At 48.5% G+C, this 15,877-nt stretch carries 14 protein-coding genes; 4 read left to right on the top strand and 10 right to left on the bottom strand.

The annotated features are described in order from the left end of the window. A complete protein-coding gene (locus ACFTRD_RS23865; RefSeq protein WP_379384354.1) occupies positions 1-939 on the bottom strand; it encodes an ABC transporter ATP-binding protein in 939 nt (312 codons plus the stop codon). Between the two features lie 207 nt (positions 940-1,146). On the opposite strand from ACFTRD_RS23865, the gene ACFTRD_RS23860 reads away from it, so the two are divergent. Together ACFTRD_RS23860 and ACFTRD_RS23855 are read left to right on the top strand one after the other, a co-directional pair. Beyond that, a complete protein-coding gene (locus ACFTRD_RS23860) occupies positions 1,147-2,421 on the top strand; it encodes a sensor histidine kinase (RefSeq protein WP_379384352.1) in 1,275 nt (424 codons plus the stop codon). Between the two features lie 19 nt (positions 2,422-2,440). Next, complete coding sequence (locus ACFTRD_RS23855; protein WP_379384350.1) at positions 2,441-3,133, top strand: response regulator transcription factor; 693 nt, start codon at positions 2,441-2,443, stop codon at positions 3,131-3,133. Positions 3,134-3,186: 53 nt separating this feature from the next. Here the strand turns inward: ACFTRD_RS23855 and ACFTRD_RS23850 are convergent, their stop codons facing one another. From ACFTRD_RS23850 to ftsE, 5 genes are all read right to left on the bottom strand, one after another. After that, positions 3,187-4,509: a PDZ domain-containing protein gene (locus ACFTRD_RS23850; protein ID WP_379384348.1), complete on the bottom strand. Its 1,323-nt coding sequence runs from the start codon at positions 4,507-4,509 to the stop codon at positions 3,187-3,189. A gap of 64 nt (positions 4,510-4,573) precedes the next feature. Next, entirely contained in the window at positions 4,574-6,043 is a 1,470-nt protein-coding gene (locus tag ACFTRD_RS23845; RefSeq protein ID WP_379384346.1) for a S41 family peptidase, read from the bottom strand. Positions 6,044-6,177: 134 nt separating this feature from the next. Continuing rightward, entirely contained in the window at positions 6,178-7,458 is a 1,281-nt protein-coding gene (locus ACFTRD_RS23840; RefSeq protein ID WP_192271178.1) for a murein hydrolase activator EnvC family protein, read from the bottom strand. A 151-nt stretch (positions 7,459-7,609) separates the two neighbouring features. After that, positions 7,610-8,527, bottom strand: coding sequence for a permease-like cell division protein FtsX (gene ftsX / locus ACFTRD_RS23835; protein WP_192271180.1), 918 nt, complete (start codon positions 8,525-8,527; stop codon positions 7,610-7,612). After that, positions 8,517-9,203 (bottom strand): cell division ATP-binding protein FtsE, encoded by a 687-nt coding sequence (gene ftsE / locus ACFTRD_RS23830; RefSeq protein ID WP_024631580.1) that lies wholly within the window; start codon positions 9,201-9,203, stop codon positions 8,517-8,519. The genes ftsX and ftsE overlap by 11 nt, the downstream gene beginning before the upstream one ends. 252 nt (positions 9,204-9,455) lie before the next feature. Between ftsE and ACFTRD_RS23825 the strand changes: the two genes are divergently transcribed. Continuing rightward, on the top strand, positions 9,456-10,892 hold the full coding sequence (locus ACFTRD_RS23825) for a VanW family protein (RefSeq protein ID WP_192271184.1): 1,437 nt from the start codon (positions 9,456-9,458) through the stop codon (positions 10,890-10,892). 165 nt (positions 10,893-11,057) lie between these two features. Here the strand turns inward: ACFTRD_RS23825 and ACFTRD_RS23820 are convergent, their stop codons facing one another. The 4 genes from ACFTRD_RS23820 to ACFTRD_RS23805 all read right to left on the bottom strand — a co-directional run bounded on the left by ACFTRD_RS23820 (position 11,058) and on the right by ACFTRD_RS23805 (position 14,782). Beyond that, positions 11,058-12,617 carry an MDR family MFS transporter gene (locus ACFTRD_RS23820; RefSeq protein WP_192271186.1) on the bottom strand — a complete coding sequence of 520 codons (1,560 nt, stop codon included), beginning with the start codon at positions 12,615-12,617 and terminating at the stop codon, positions 11,058-11,060. Positions 12,618-12,689: 72 nt separating this feature from the next. After that, positions 12,690-13,385 (bottom strand): hypothetical protein, encoded by a 696-nt coding sequence (locus ACFTRD_RS23815; RefSeq protein WP_379384342.1) that lies wholly within the window; start codon positions 13,383-13,385, stop codon positions 12,690-12,692. A gap of 33 nt (positions 13,386-13,418) precedes the next feature. Next, positions 13,419-14,144: a polymer-forming cytoskeletal protein gene (locus ACFTRD_RS23810; protein ID WP_379384340.1), complete on the bottom strand. Its 726-nt coding sequence runs from the start codon at positions 14,142-14,144 to the stop codon at positions 13,419-13,421. 14 nt (positions 14,145-14,158) lie between these two features. Continuing rightward, the gene (locus ACFTRD_RS23805; RefSeq protein ID WP_379384338.1) at positions 14,159-14,782 is read right to left on the bottom strand and encodes a YhbD family protein; all 624 of its coding nucleotides are present in this window, start codon (positions 14,780-14,782) and stop codon (positions 14,159-14,161) included. A 305-nt stretch (positions 14,783-15,087) separates the two neighbouring features. Here ACFTRD_RS23805 and ACFTRD_RS23800 point away from each other — a divergent pair, with 305 nt between their 5' ends. Further along, the gene (locus tag ACFTRD_RS23800) at positions 15,088-15,876 is read left to right on the top strand and encodes an alpha/beta hydrolase (protein ID WP_379384336.1); all 789 of its coding nucleotides are present in this window, start codon (positions 15,088-15,090) and stop codon (positions 15,874-15,876) included. Position 15,877 lies beyond the last annotated feature (1 nt).

Genomic DNA, 15,877 nt, shown 5'->3' with positions numbered 1-15,877 from the left:
CTAGTCCCGCAGCGTACGTCCGGTCAGATTGAGGAACAACGTTTCCAGATCCGGCTCTTCGACCTGGAGCGACTGAATGGAAACTTCGTGTTTGCTGCAAATGAAAAGCATATCTTGCAGATCTGGCTGTGCCGCAGGCAACGTAATCGTCAGTGTATCCCCCGAGACCTCTACCGCTTGCACGCGGGGGTGCAGTTTCAACTCTTCCACCACAGCTGGACCGATGCCCAAAGTCGTGAGTACGATTTTTTCCTCGGATGCGACCCGTTCTCTCAGTTCTGCTTCAGTCCCGCAAGCAATAATATGACCTTTATCCATAATCGCTACCCGGTGGCTGATCGCAGCAACTTCCTCCATATAATGACTGGTATAGATAATGGTTGAACCCATCTGATTAAGTGTGCGCACCGATTCCAGAATATGATTCCGAGATTGCGGATCAATACCGACCGTCGGTTCATCCATAATGATCAGCTCCGGGCGGTGCGTAATGGCACATGCAATGTTCAGCCTGCGTTTCATCCCACCGGAGAAGGTGGACGGGGCATCCTTCGCTCTGTCCTGCAAACCTACAAACTCCAGCGATTCCTCTACCTTTTCCTTCAGCAGCTTCCCCCGCAGACCGTATAACCGGGCAAAAAAAGTGACGTTATCTTCAGCACTCATCGTTTCGTATAAAGCCAGATCCTGCGGCACCAGCCCGATCTTTCGCTTAACTTCAAGCGGTCTTTCCTTAACGGATATGCCTGCCAGACGGATTTCGCCCTGATCGAAGTTCAGGAGCCCGGCAATCATGCTGATGGTTGTACTTTTGCCTGCCCCATTGGGACCCAGCAGCCCGAAGATTTCACCTTTGCCCACATTCAGGTTTAAATGATCCACCGAAATCTTGCTGCCATATCGTTTCACTATATTTTCGACTTCAAGTATAACAACCATCGTTCCTCGCTCCTCTTCACTCCAGTTATCCTCGCTGGATTTCATATCTGTATTGTAACGGATTGCCTTCTTTTGCGAAGGTACGAAAGGTCATGAAACGAAGGTGACTTAAGTCATCTCCTGCTCGAGATGCGGCTTATGATATAATTCAGGGTACATTAACGGGTAATTTTTTCACTCCCCTTTTGAAAAGGATGTTACTGACATATGCCGATGCGGTTATTGCAATACGGTTTAATTATCGTTCCGTCTGTGTTGTACATCTTGACGCTTCCCATGGAACGAGAAGATGTGTATACCCTATATATCATCATTGCTATTGGACTTGCCGTGTGTAAAGACTTCGCTCGTTCAAGCACTTCACGTATGCTGTTGTTTCTGGTGGAAATGCTCTGGAACTGCTGGCTGATCGTTTTATATGGGCCATTCATGTTGTTCCTCTCCCTATCCGTGCTATATGTATATATGTATAAACTGGGAGGGAACCTTCGCTGGCTGATGCTGGGAGCCCAACTCCTTATAAGCAATGTCGCATTACACTGGCACTACGCAGCCCCATCGGAGCTACCCCCATGGTTCAATGTATCCCTGACCATATCAGGCACCCCATTCACTGAAGAGACAACCGGAAGAATTGTCGGTAACCTGTTCTTGCTCATTATGGCTGCACTCTCCTGGCAGGGGGCCAAGACGGCAAACAGCCGGGGACAGCTGGAACAGGTGTATGATGAAATTCGCAGCAAACATTACGAGCTACAGGAAGCACGCGCACAGCTATTGCAATTCACGAAGCAACTTGAAGGCTTGGCACAAGCGGAGGAACGCACCCGTATCTCAAGACAGCTTCATGATGATATCGGACACCGCCTGATTCGCACCAAGATGATGTCTGAAGCTGCCCTGCTGACTCTTCCAACGAATACGGAACAAGGTACGGTAATGGTAAGACAGATCCGGGATCAATTGGCGGCCAGTATGGATGATATGCGCACGACACTCCACAAATTGCGGTCTGACTCATACTTATCGGATGCCTATGCACTGGATCGTCTACTCGAAGAATTGGGCAGGGAAACGGGCGTAAAAACAAATTACAAGGTTCACGGTCATTCCCAAGCCCTGTATCCCAGCATACAAATCGTCTTGTACAAAAATGCCAAAGAAGCCCTGACGAACGCTCTAAAACACGGGAATGCAACGATGATATCTATACAACTGGCATTTGGTGAGCGTGAAGTGTGCATGACCGTAACCAATGACGGGCAGATCCATTCCCGGCCCACCAAAGGATCAATGAAAGAACATGACGGGGAATCACATACTGACCGGAGTGCGAAAGCAGAGTCTGCAAAGCATGGCATGGGACACGAAGGAATGCGTATGCGAGCCCATTCGGTTGGGGGCACCCTGGAGATTCAATCCGATTATCCCTATACGGTGATCACACGGCTGCCAACCACGAAACAAACGGATATGATTTGAAAAGGAAGTGATGTGTCTCATGTCTGAACAAGAGAGTATCGATCCAATGAAGGATGCTGTCTCACCCCAATCCATTCGGTTGCTTCTCGCCGATGATGATTCCTTCATCCGCGAAAGTCTCAAAATACTGATCGGACTTGATCCTGGCATTACGGTCACAGGAACAGCTTCAAACGGAAGGGAAGCACTTACACTGCTGGAGACAGGAGCCATTGCCGACGTTGTACTCATGGATATTCGTATGCCAGATTGCGACGGAGTCGAAGGGACTCGAATCATTAAGTCACGTTTTCCTGACGTGCGGGTGTTAATGCTTACCACATTTGACGATGACGAGTACATTATTCAGGCTTTGCAGAACGGAGCCAGCGGTTATTTGCTCAAAAATGTGCCCCCTGACCGGATCATTCAAGGCATCAAAACCGTTCATAATGGCGATATGCTCATTCATCCTGATATCGCCCGCAAGCTGGCCAGTCTTCTCCGTCCAGCTGCAGTTCCTCAGGCACACGGACCCATCGACTCCTACGGACTGACCCGTATGGAACTGGGGGTTGCAGTAGCAATATCCGAAGGGTTATCCAACAAGGAAATTGCCGCCAAACTGTTCCTCAGCGAAGGTACGGTCAAAAACTATGTCACCGATATACTAGGTAAACTAAGCCTGCGGGATCGGACTCAGATTGCCATCTTTATGCTAAAAAATAAATAAAAAGAAAGGGTGTTTCCTCACCTGTGCAGGTTGTGGAAATACCCTTTCTTGGATCACATCTCTACAGACCTTTGCTCTCCTGCAGGTGCAGGGGGCAGGGCCAACGGAGCTTCGTCGGTTCGTTTATCATTACGTCGTGCGAACAATTTGAGACTTACGATATGAAACAACGTTAGGGGACGTAAACGGAGCGCCCAGGCTTCATGATTGTCCGGGGCCATGAGAACGCCAAGTTGATGATGCTCGCCTTCATAGATCGCCCGTTGCATGAACTTGCTCTCTCCCTGATGATTACGCACCTCCAGCTTGCAAAAGGCCGGATTCATGCGCAAGGCCCGATGTAATTGTTCGGGTGAATGCACCAGTACGCCATTCACCTTGTACAACGTCTCCCCCGCTTCAATCCCCAATTCTTCCGCAGGACTGTCAGGAATGACGCCCAGCACCTTCAGGCCGTGTTCAGGATGAACAAACAACGGGCTGCGGTTTTGTTCCTCGAAGCCACTGTACCACACCAGGAACTCATGTCCTGCGAAAGCAGCGAGGGCAGCGACCACCATGAATGGAGACCACCATACTGCCAGAAGACTACATACGAGTAGTCCTGTCCCATAGAGCAGCAACCGTTTCGCCGAAATCTTCACTTTCTGTCCAGGAAGCATACTCTGGGTAACCTCTCCGAATCCCAGCAAAATCGGTAGTGCAACCAACATATAGCCACTACCTCCGTTCACCAGAGGGGACCATGGGAGCTCTGCCCCGCCCGTAACAGGAACAAGGATCAATAATGGAATCGGCCAAAAATGTTGCAGTTGGTACCCTCCGACAAGCTTGCCGCGTTTGCCTTCAAAGAGCAACGGCGATGCCATGGATACCCCTTGCATCCGTACCATGAATCCTTCGCCGATATGTAATACTGCTGCGAGCACAAGAAGTGCAGGCATATCCAGCGCACGTAAGGCTTCAGTGACAGTTCCTATCCATCCTTCGGGCTGCCAGCCCGAAGCCATATTTAAACCAAACTGCAACACACCAAGCAAACCTGCAGCATAAGCGAAGCATAAGTATCGAATACGGAACAACGCCAGAAAGAGCGTAGCTGCCCATATACAGATCAGACTGCTCAGTGTGAGATGTGCTCCGAGGAACAGAGACACGATGGAGACCATTACTCCGATCACTATACCTCCAAGCACTGCACGAATGGTCTGAGTGATCGAGCTTTGCAGACGAACGTGGAACAATTTGCGTTCCTGTAATAATTGACGATGATAAACGAGAGCAATCAAGATTACCGCAATATAATAAAACGGCTGAATCAACAACTGCAACAATGCTTCCCCTAATGTAGTCAACCACAGCCAAACCCATTCCATTGTGGACGGTCACTCCTCTCCTTCAGCCGGTTCAGAAAAAAAGAAGGCTGAAAATCAGCCTTCTTTATGGCTTCGACACCGCGGACGAAATATCCTTTGAGACATTTTCGATCGCGCGCTTCAGCTGTGCATCATATTGAGGGTTGGCAATGCGTTCAATCAGAGCCGCTTCCAGTGATTCCGCGGTTTTCTCGTCAATCTGGCCTGTTGCCTGAATGCCTTTTTGTTTCTGGAATGCTCTGACCGCTTCTTCCGTCTTCTGGTCATAGTATCCGTCCACACGATCCGGCTTAAAGTCAAGTCCTCTCAGCATCGTCTGCGCACTTTTCACATCCGTGCTATTGCTGTCATATTTCAAAGGTAATTTTTCTTTGTTGATGGGTGCCACCGAGAAGTAATCCGGCTGGTTCACCGCAATATCCGGTTTGATTCCTTTTTCATGGATCCAGTCACCATTCGGAGTCAGCCATTTGGCGATGGTGATTTTGAGCAGGCTGCCATCACCCATCTGTTTGTCATAACTCGTCTGTACGGTTCCTTTACCAAAGGAATTTTCTCCAACCAGCGTTGCGCCTGCGGACTGTTGCAAGGCACCGGCCAAAATCTCGGACGCACTCGCGCTTCCTTTGTTCATCAATACCGTAATTGGATAGGATTTACCTGAACCGTTTGATTTACTTTGTTCCTTTTTACCATTCTTGTCTTCGACTTGAACAATAACCTTGCCTTTCGGAACAAATTGCTCGGCAATATCAATAACGACCTGCAAAACACCACCCGGGTCATTACGTACATCAATGATCAGGCCTTTCATGTTCTGCTTCTCCAGCTTCGCCAGTTCTTCCTTAAAGCGATCTCCTGTGTTGAGCGAGAATTGGGTAATTGTAATCACACCAACACCGTTATCCTCCATGTGGGCATACACCGTCTCCAAATCAATGTCATCACGTACAATGACAAATTCAATCAGCTCGGAAGATCCGGCACGTTTAACCTGTACCTTCGCTTCACTACCTTTTGGACCTCTGATTTTGTTAACGGCTTTGTTCAGTTCCAAACCTTGTAAGGATTCACCATTGACCGACATAATCATGTCTTTGGCGCGAATACCCGCTTTTTCGGCTGGCGATCCTTTGATTGGGGATACTACCACCACATTCCCGTCCTGCGAGGATACCTCTGCACCGATTCCGGTAAATGAACCTTCAATTGATTCCTCGAACTGGGCCGCTGTTTCCTGCCCCATATAGTTGGAGTACGGATCACCAAGGGATTCCATCATGCCGTTGATCGCACCATCAATCAGTTTGGTTCGATCCACATCTTTATAATAGTTGCTTGAGATCAAATCCATCGCGGTTTCAATCTTCTTCAAATCGTTCTTCTGCTGCGAACTGCCAGTAACACTGGCGAGCAGTCCTTCGCCAGATGTCGTCTGTGCCAGGCCAGGGGAGCTCATCAGCGCAAGCGTAAGCAGGCTGCCCCCAAGAAGGGCTACAATGACAAGCAGCAGGGCCGATCTTTTCTTCATCATCCGTTTGTCACCGCCTTTAGTATTGAAGCGTGTCAAATTCAATTGTTCCGTAAATCATTCCCTGAACATGCCAGCTTAGTATATGTCTAGCTTGTACGGAATATGTTCGTTCCATTCCAACCGTTGCCTAAAATCTACAAATAGTTGAATGGATTCACCGCTGTTCCATTATCACGTACTTCAAAATGCAAATGCGGTCCAGTAGAGTTGCCTGTACTGCCTGATTCAGCAATAATATCGCCACGGCTTACCGTGTCTCCCTTACTGACCTTAAATCCACCTTCACGTAAATGACCATATAACGTCCATAAGCCGCCTCCGTGGTCAACAATGACCGTGTAACCATAGCCGCTGTACCATTCAGCCATAATCACGATCCCGCCAGAAGCCGCATGAACTGACGTTCCTTGAGCAACCGCAAAGTCTACACCCGCATGCATTTTACCCACTTCACCCGTAATCGGGTGAATACGAGGTCCGAAGCCGGAAGATACACGCGCACCCGATACAGGCATCCCAAAGATACCGTTACCACTGGAGTACGTAGTACTACTGCTGCTGTTGGAGCTGACTTTGGTCGGCGCCTTGGCCGCCGCCGCCGCGCGGGCCGCCGCCGCTGCTTTTGCTTTGGCTGCTGCTGCCGCCTGCTGTTCACGCAATTTATTTTTCTCTTGCAGAAGCGCCGAACGCTTGCTTGCAATCTGCATCAATACGTCTTCCTGTTCTTGCGTCAGCTCTTCTGACTCTTCAATTTTAGCATCATAGGAAGCGAGAAGCACTTGCTTTTCTTGTTCCTTCTCATTCAACTGGGACTTGCGCTGTTTCTTCTGCGCATACAGGCTCTTGGCTTCCGCATATTGCACATCCAGTTCTGCCTTTTTGTCCACTACGAGCTGCTTGTCCTTTTTATGCTCATCCAGCAGATGCTGGTCCTGATCCACGATCGTTTTGAGTGAATCTGCACGAGTCAGGAAATCGGAGAAGCTTGTTGAAGTTAGCAACACATCGAGATAAGAAACGGCGCCGTCTGTATACATGAGACGTACACGTGATTCAAGCAATTTCTCCCGAGCCACAATACGATCTTCTGCTGCTTCCAGATCTTTCTTCGTTGCGCGAAGATCCTCTTCTGTATTTTCGATCTGCAAGGATACGTTCGCCAGTTCATCACTTACCACATTGATCTGCTCCATGACAACTTTCAGGTAAGCGTTGGTCTTGTTTTTGTAATGCTGGGCTTCCTTCTTGTTGCTGGCAGCCTTTTGCTGCTCTTTTTTGGCCGAAGCCGCCTTACTCTCCAGTTGCTGAATCTGCTGATCAATATCGCTAATGCTACTCTTGGCATATCCGTCAGAAGGTTGAAGCGTCAAACTGGCCAATAACGTTAAAGCCAGCAGGGAAGCTGTTTTTTTCAAAATGTGATCCCCCATCCTATGAATTCACAAGAAAGCAACCTGCACAGGTGGTGAACAGCATGTTCTTGCTTTCTTTACACTAAAGACTCCGTCATTACTACATATCGTCAAACAGTGCTCATATGTGAACCTGCTATGTCATTCTTTTCGATTAAACGTTAAGAGACTTGCGGATGGACAATGTGCTTCCCAAAATTCCAACCAACACACCAAGTCCGATCAACAGTGTTCCAAACAATAGCCAAATATCACCGAGTGGAATCAAATTAAGCATCTGCATAAATACATCCTGACCAATCGTAGCCATCAAACGGCTATATCCGAAGAACAGAACGGCTACCGTAATGGCCGAACCGATCAGTCCAATCAATGCCCCTTCGATAAAGAAAGGCCAACGAATGAAGGTATTGGTTGCCCCAACCAGCTTCATGATACCGATCTCCCGGCGCCGTGCCAGAATCGTTACGCGAATCGTATTCGAGATCAGGAACATGGACATTAGAGCCAGTCCCCCGACAAAAATAAATCCGATATTCCGGACAAGCTTCGTAAATTTGAACAACACTTCCACCGTTTCCTTGCCGTAATTCACTTTCATGATTGGCTTCTCCGGATGTTTATCGTTCAATGCTTCAATTTTTTGCGCCACAAAAGTGACGGTTTCCGGTTCAATGACCTCTACTTCAATGGTCTCCGGCAGTGGATTGTTATCCACATCGAAACCGCTCAGCACATTGTCTGCACTTTCGCCAAGACGTTCACGGAACTCTTTGAGTCCTTCCTCTTTGGAGACAAAACGAATTTCACTGACTTCAGGCATGGCACTGATCTCCTGCTCCAGCGTGTTACGCAGGTTCTCATCCACATTCAGCTCAAGAAACGTACTGATCTCGACCTGACTGTCCACCTGGTTGGCCATGGAATTCACATTGAGAACCAGCAGCATGAACACACCCAAAATAAGCAGTGACACGATAATGGACATGATGGAGGCCACGGACATCCAGCCGTTGCGGAATACATTTTTGAATCCCTCCCGCAAATGGCGCAAGAGAGTACTAAAATTCATAACCGTATTCCCCTCTCATCTGATCCCGTACAATCTGTCCCCGTTCAATCGCAATAACCCGTTTACGCATCGTATTGACGATATCTTTGTTGTGGGTTGCCATAACAATGGTTGTCCCCCGGAAATTAATCTCATCCAGCAGTTGCATAATCCCCCAAGACGTCTCCGGATCCAGATTCCCCGTAGGCTCGTCCGCAATAATGACAGACGGATTGTTCACGATGGCACGTGCGATGGCAATACGCTGCTGTTCCCCACCCGACAACTGTGAAGGTTCACGGTTCGCCTTGCTGCGCAGTCCCACCAGATCAAGCACTTCCATCACTCGCTTCTTGATGTGACGCTTCGGCGCTTCAATAACTTCCATGGCGAATGCCACGTTCTCAAATGCCGTCATGCGTGGCAGCAGACGGAAATCCTGGAACACAACGCCGATATTACGGCGCACATAAGGGATCTTACGTGGCTTCAACTTACCGATATTAAATCCGTTAATGGATATTTGTCCTTTGGTCGGAACTTCTTCCCGGTACATCAATTTCATAAATGTCGATTTGCCTGCGCCGGATGGACCGACGATATAGACAAATTCATTGCGGTCGATCTTCACCGACACCCCTTGTAATGCGTGGGTCCCATTGGCATAGGTCTTCCACACGTCCTGCATTTCTATCACATCATCACTTCCCGTTGCATAGTTAGCCATTATCATTTCGACACAATCCCGGCATTTCCTTTAAAAAGACCTGAATTTCATCAGGGAAAATCCATTTCGCCCCTTTTTCGATGGTGAAGCATGGATACATATAAATTTTATTGTAACAAATTTGTTACCTATTGAGTACCCGAAAGTTTTCCATCATTGGATCATATATATGGAAAGTGTTACGAATTGCGGAACAACAGAAGTACAAAGGAGCGTACGGATATGAAAAAAATACATTTGACAGTCATTGTGCTATTCTCAATCCTCTTGATCGGTTCCGCATCTTACGGATTACTGTACATGTACGTGAACCAGCCTGCTCTGCCGAAAGGTGTACGTGTTGGCGAATGGTCCGTAGAGGGGATGAATCGCAAGGAGGTACAACAAGCACTGGATGAACGATTGAAACAACTGGAGGAGTGGCCTGTCACTCTGAAGGTGGACGATCCAGCAGCCAAAACAATGACGTTCACCGCTGCCCAGACAGGTGCAAATTACAGTGCTGACGACTTCCGGGCAGCCGTAAAGCAGCTGGATGAAGGCAATCTGTGGGAGCGCGCTTATGCCCGGTATCATTTCATCCAGGAGTGGCCCCTGAAGCTGACGTATCATTCAAAACCACTGCAAGAACAACTGAATCCTGCCTGGGAAAAGGAAAGCTTCGGTTCACCCGCGGACGCTGTCCGCCGCATTACCGCAAGTGACCAGGTGCAATACATCCCGGAAAAGGGCGTCCGCCGGATCGCGTGGGATGAACTCGCGAGCCTGATGCAGGTCAAGCTGCACCGGGATTTCGCTGCACTGGAGCAAGAGGCGAAGCCGAATCCGCTGCTAATTCAGCTGCCATTGTATACACTGCAACCTGAGATAACTCTCGACTCGCTGCGCAAGGAGGGGATTGAGCGGAAGATCATCCAGTTCTCCACCAGCCTTGGCAACAGCAGTGAAGGCCGGATACATAACGTCAGTGCAGCAGCGCAAGCCGTTAACAACATGATTTTGCCGCCTAATGGTACGTTTAATTATGAGAAGATCATCCGCAAGGCGGAGGAAGACTATGGCTTCCGGGAAGCACCAGTCATCGTGAATGGACGGTTAACCCCTGGTATTGGAGGCGGCATCTGCCAGGTATCCAGCACGGTCTATAACGCTGCCTTGTTAACCGGGCTGGATATTGTGGAGCGCCGCAATCACTCCCTGCCCGTCAAATATTTGCCAAAGGGGCTGGATGCCACATTTGCCTCAGGTTCGATTAATTTTCGATTCAAAAACAATACCGGCAAATCCTTGCTGATTCAGGCCAAAGTGGAAGGTGGAAGCTTAACAGTCAAATTTTTCGGCACCTTCCCGGAGAACGTCAGTTATGCGCTGGAATCACATACGATTGAAACGTTAAGTGCCCCCGTGAAATATGTTGCCAGCAATGTATTGCCGGATGGAGTCCAGCAAGTGCTCCAGAACGGTCAGCCCGGGTATATTGTTGAAACGGTCCGCACCAAAAAGGTCGACGGTAAAGTTGTCGAATCCAAAACCATAACACGTGACACGTACAAAGCTCAGAATCGCCTGATTGCCCGCTCCTCTGGTCATATTAACCTGCCTGATCCTCAGGAACCCTCTATTGTGGAAGATGGCATTAGCGACACGAAGCAACCTTAAATTTAATCTCTATATCTAGTTGATCGCACTTTAGATGGAATCACGTTGCCAAAATAAAAAAAAGAAAAAGACACATCTCCCGTTTCCCATACTGGGCTCCTGAGAGATGTGTCTTTGGTTTGTTGTATAGATTCTTATCGTTGTAACGATCAGACTGAAACCTTTTTAATGTCCGCCTGTATATTCTCCCTGCTCCTCGCCAATGACCATCTTCTCCTTACCCATGAAGAACGCAGCAATTAATGCGAGCGCTGCCGGAATCGCAGCCCAAGCAAAGAGCTGCACGATGGAGGAAGACAATGCATGCGTAATGGCATCCAGCACCTGTGGCGGGATCGCCTTTCTCAGCTCTGGCGACAGCAACGCATGCGGATCGCTCAGATCCACTCCCTGAGGTACACCGCCTGCTGGAGCACCGGCGCTACCCGCTTCCGCCGCTGATCCGGCGAGGGCATCGTTCATTTTGCGCGTAAATACCTGGCTCTGCACGATACCAAAGATCGTAATCCCCATCGTCATGCCGAGTGACCGCAAAAAGTTAAGCGTGGAACTCGCAGCACCGCGTCTTTGCGGTTCAAACGAGTTCATGGCTGCATTGCTAAGCACCGAGAACGAAGCTCCAACACCAAGACCTATCATCACCATGTAAATACGTATCGTCCAGAGGGAAGAACCCTCATCCAGTGTGGTTAACAACCCGAGGCCAACGACCAGCAGGGCCAATGTAGGAATCATAATGTTACGATACTTGATTTTGGTCATGAGTACCCCACCCATAGAGGCGGTTACGACAGAACCCAGCATCATGGGCAGCAGAACGAGTCCGGAATTGGTCGCTTTGCCGCCGAGCACGCCCTGAATAAAGATCGGAATGTACACGGATGCCGTAATAAATGCCGCGCCACTGAACATGCCAATGACGTTACTGGACCAGTACACCCGGTTGCGGAACATGCCGAAGGAGATAATCGGTTCCTTGGCTCTTGTTTCCGCAAACAGGAAAAGCAGCGCCAGCACTACAAATCCGGCAAACAATCCGATAATCTGCCACGATCCCCAGGCGTATGTTTTGCCACCTAGCTCAAGACCGAAGATCAGACAAACCACAGCACCAATCAGCGTCACTGCACCCAGCCAATCAATCTGTTGGGACTGATGCTGATGAGATTCTTTGTAGAAAAATGCAATAAACACAAATGCAACCAGGCCAAGCGGCAGATTGATATAAAATACCCATTCCCATGTCGCATACTGTGTAATGTAAGCACCCAGCAGCGGACCGAATACGCTGGACAAGCCGAACACAGCTCCAAACAAACCGCCTAATTTGCCCCGGGATTCAGGCGCGACCACATCAAACATAATGGTAAAGGCAATCGGCACCAGTGCACCAGCACCAATACCCTGAATAGCTCTGTACATCGTCAGCTCAACAATCGAAGTTGCCGTTCCGCATAATGCTGATCCAAGCATAAACACAATAATGCCAAATACAAAAAACTTCTTCCGTCCGTACATATCCGATAATTTACCAAAGATCGGCATACCCGCCATCTCGGCTACCATGTACGCGGAGGTCACCCAGACGAACTTGTCGAGTCCACCCAGCTTCCCGACTATGTCCCCCATAGCCGTTGCCACGATGGTATTGTCCATCGAAGCCATCAGTATGCTCAGCAGTAACCCTGCCAGTACCAATCCAATATTGTTTTTACGTGCAACCATTCTACTCTATCTCTCCATTCACGCTCTATTCATATGACTGCATTAGTATATCCGAAAAGTTACGGCGGATAATCAGTCCAAGGACCGATTGCTTTGCACCAAAACTTCCGATAGCGGATGTATTTGCAGAGAAGAGCGGTATTCCACTGTACCAATCCGGCAGCCGGGGCCAATTTTTATTTTATCCCCTCGAACAACTTCTGCCTCGGTGTACTCCAATTCGATATCGTCACCTTCGATCATTTCTACCTTGAGTACCGATTTCTGCCCCGAAAATAAACCTTCGAACAGTTTGCCCTTGCCGCTCTTCACTGAAATGATAGATCCACCCATTTCCCTGACCTCGGATGGCCCCATGATTCTAAGTGTCATTTGTTCGGCGCTGAGCATACCTGCTATCGTAAAACGGCCGTTTAGCTTCATATCCTCCACCTGACAATCGCCTGACACATGAAGCTCCCCTACCACTTTCATATGTTCAGCTTTTGCATGTAGGTTAGGAGCATAATTGCCCTCCTGATCTTCGTCGCCGGCAGCAGCCCGCTCTTTCAGGGTAAGGGTTCCCGTAATTTTGATATCGGTTGATTCAAGAGATCCATATATAACCGATGTGCCAGTACATTTGAATTGATCACACAACAGATTATCGTTAAATGAGGAATCCCCCACTACCTTGACCTTTCCGTACACACCACCAGAAGAACTGCCGTCGCCGATGATGCTAATATCATGTTTTTTATCCATTGAACCCGCAAAATGGTTATTCAAGCCGACCACATCCCTTTCGCTCCAAATCAAAAATTAAATTTGCTGACTGCTGCCCACCTTGGCATCCCGATCTACCTCAAGCTCACCCGAATATTCGACCAGTCTGATGTTACAGCCGCGACCGATATGAACCTTGTTGCCACGAACAATGTCAGCCTCGGTATCTTCCAGCACGATTTCATCCCCCTCAATCAAGGATGTCTTGAATGAAGGTGTACCGCTCAGGCCAATACTTTTCCAAAAACCAGTCTGTTCTTTACGACGAATATCAATGCGTTCCCCGCCAATCTCTTTGGCCGAAGAGGATGTATGCAGCCTGATCTCAACCGTTCCCGCATTCAGGAAGCCACTGATTTTAATATTGCCCTGTACGTTCAGGGACTCACATTGTACGTCGCCTTCGATATCGATCACCCCGCCAATATCGATTCGTTCTCCATCCACTCGTCCGCGTACGGTACACTTTCCGTTCACTTCAAGCTCTGGGCTGCGGAGATCTCCGTTAATAGTGGTCAACCCATCCACACGAACACGAGAACTGATCAAGGGGCCATTCAGGGTGCACATGCCATTGATCGTTGCACTTTCTGCACTCAAAGATCCATGCATCTTCAATGTCCCATTCACATTAAGAGAGGTACAGTCCAGGTTACCGTTTACCTTAGCCATGCCATCAATGGATACCCGGTGAAATTCCCCGCCTGCCGTTTGGCTCAAGCCTGCTACGTTCAGATCATTTCGCAAATTTCGTTCCTCCATATATGATCCTCTCCTTATCCCAATTTGAGTTTTAATTCTTCCATAAACGTGCCCATAGGCTGCCTTAGAACCACCTTCACACCATTGTCAAAATAAAACTCCGTTCCTGCCGCCACCAGCATGAATGATGGAACACCCATCTTGCGAATAAGGACCAGCTCGCTTGGTCTGCCAGTGAAACGATAATAATGTTCAGACATCACATCGATCAGCAACGCACCCTCCTGCCGAGTTATATCTCCGCTCATTAACAGCTTATCAAGTACATACAGCATCATAATCTGTTCCAATGCATACAGCGGTCGTTCCTGATGTGCTTCTTTCAACAGATCGAGCGATATTTGCGAAACAATGTTTCGCTCCACCAGCTGTTGAGAGGACATCTCCACTTCACCCAATGTAGGTGAAAATACGTCTGCCAGCTCATCCAGCGACAATCCATCCTTCATATTGAGAATCTTGTCGATCCGCAGTAAAATCTGCTGTTTCGGAAAAAAGGTCTCCTGTCCGGTATAGGAGGACTTCCGAATAAACCATTCTTCCGGAATGAGATTTTTCCGCTTCCAGCGGTATAACTGGCCGTAGGAGATACCCGTCAGGTCCAGCAATTCTTTTTTGGAGATCAAATCATCGGTCATATATGGTCCCCCTTTATATTGATATCAATGTAACATAACATTGTTACGTTGTAAAGAAGGCGAAGAACATTGTGAATTGAACCACCGTTTTCTATTCCTATCTCCTGCTCCCACATAAAAATTCACATATTTTCGGAAGCGTTTACTTTCCTCTCCCTACAGTGGACCTTGTTGTTGCATCGGAAGAGATTTACGTATAACCTGTTTACTATAAACACTTTGGAGCCATGACAGCTCCAGCTTCCATCCCTTGTATCAAATCAGAACACTTCGACAATGAATTATGAAAGGGGTTACTTTAGCACATGGCACTTATTCAATGTAATTTTTACTCGGACACGCTTGGTCTAAGCACCAGCATGCATGTGATCCTGCCACAACAAACCCACAATCAGATTGGTATGGAGAACGTATCGGGTCAAGGACTGCATCCCACACTGTATCTGCTGCACGGTCTATCGGACGATGACTCTATCTGGCTTCGCCGCACATCCATTGAACGATACGTCGCTGACTTGGGGATTGCTGTGGTCATGCCTCAAGTGCATCGCAGCTTCTACACGGACATGGTTGAGGGAGGATCGTATTGGACCTTCATCAGTGAGGAACTGCCCACCATCGCCCGCTCTTTCTTCCCGTTATCGCATCAAAGGGAGGATAACTTCGTTGCCGGCTTATCTATGGGGGGCTACGGTGCATTTAAACTAGCTCTTCGTAAACCAGATCAATATGCTGCGGCAGCAAGTTTATCCGGGGCACTCGACATGACGGCGCATATGGATAATATGAATTCCAGCCCACTCTGGCGGGCCGAAATGGAACGTATCTTTGGGCCGAAGATTGCAGGCTCGCAGAACGACCTGCTCCAACTACTGAAAGATAACCAAGCGAGCAGCGGACCTCAGCCATTGCTCTATCAATGCTGTGGGACGGAAGACTTCCTGTATGATCAGAACCAATCCTTCCGTGAAGCCTGTGCGCAGACCGACCTCCAATTAACCTATGAGGAGGAACCCGGTGAACATGAGTGGGGCTATTGGGATCAGAAGATTCAGAATGTATTGAAATGGTTGCCTCTGCGTGAGCGTAAATAAA

It is taken from the genome of Paenibacillus sp. NPDC056933 (assembly GCF_042674385.1).
Lineage (GTDB): Bacteria > Bacillota > Bacilli > Paenibacillales > Paenibacillaceae > Paenibacillus.
The sequence above is the reverse complement of the archived record's forward strand: the minus strand, read 5'-3'. Positions and strand labels throughout refer to the sequence as shown.

Excerpts from the sequence above, each read along its gene's own strand:
- ACFTRD_RS23855 (WP_379384350.1), top strand. The coding sequence starts at position 2,441 with ATGTCTGAACAAGAGAGTATCGATCCAATGAAGGATGCTGTCTCACCC.
- ACFTRD_RS23865 (WP_379384354.1), bottom strand. The coding sequence starts at position 939 with ATGGTTGTTATACTTGAAGTCGAAAATATAGTGAAACGATATGGCAGC.
- ACFTRD_RS23845 (WP_379384346.1), bottom strand. The coding sequence starts at position 6,043 with ATGATGAAGAAAAGATCGGCCCTGCTGCTTGTCATTGTAGCCCTTCTT.
- ACFTRD_RS23850 (WP_379384348.1), bottom strand. The coding sequence starts at position 4,509 with ATGGAATGGGTTTGGCTGTGGTTGACTACATTAGGGGAAGCATTGTTG.
- ACFTRD_RS23810 (WP_379384340.1), bottom strand. The coding sequence starts at position 14,144 with ATGGAGGAACGAAATTTGCGAAATGATCTGAACGTAGCAGGCTTGAGC.
- ftsX (WP_192271180.1), bottom strand. The coding sequence starts at position 8,527 with ATGAATTTTAGTACTCTCTTGCGCCATTTGCGGGAGGGATTCAAAAAT.
- ACFTRD_RS23805 (WP_379384338.1), bottom strand. The coding sequence starts at position 14,782 with ATGACCGATGATTTGATCTCCAAAAAAGAATTGCTGGACCTGACGGGT.
- ACFTRD_RS23800 (WP_379384336.1), top strand. The coding sequence starts at position 15,088 with ATGGCACTTATTCAATGTAATTTTTACTCGGACACGCTTGGTCTAAGC.
- ACFTRD_RS23825 (WP_192271184.1), top strand. The coding sequence starts at position 9,456 with ATGAAAAAAATACATTTGACAGTCATTGTGCTATTCTCAATCCTCTTG.
- ACFTRD_RS23860 (WP_379384352.1), top strand. The coding sequence starts at position 1,147 with ATGCCGATGCGGTTATTGCAATACGGTTTAATTATCGTTCCGTCTGTG.
- ACFTRD_RS23820 (WP_192271186.1), bottom strand. The coding sequence starts at position 12,617 with ATGGTTGCACGTAAAAACAATATTGGATTGGTACTGGCAGGGTTACTG.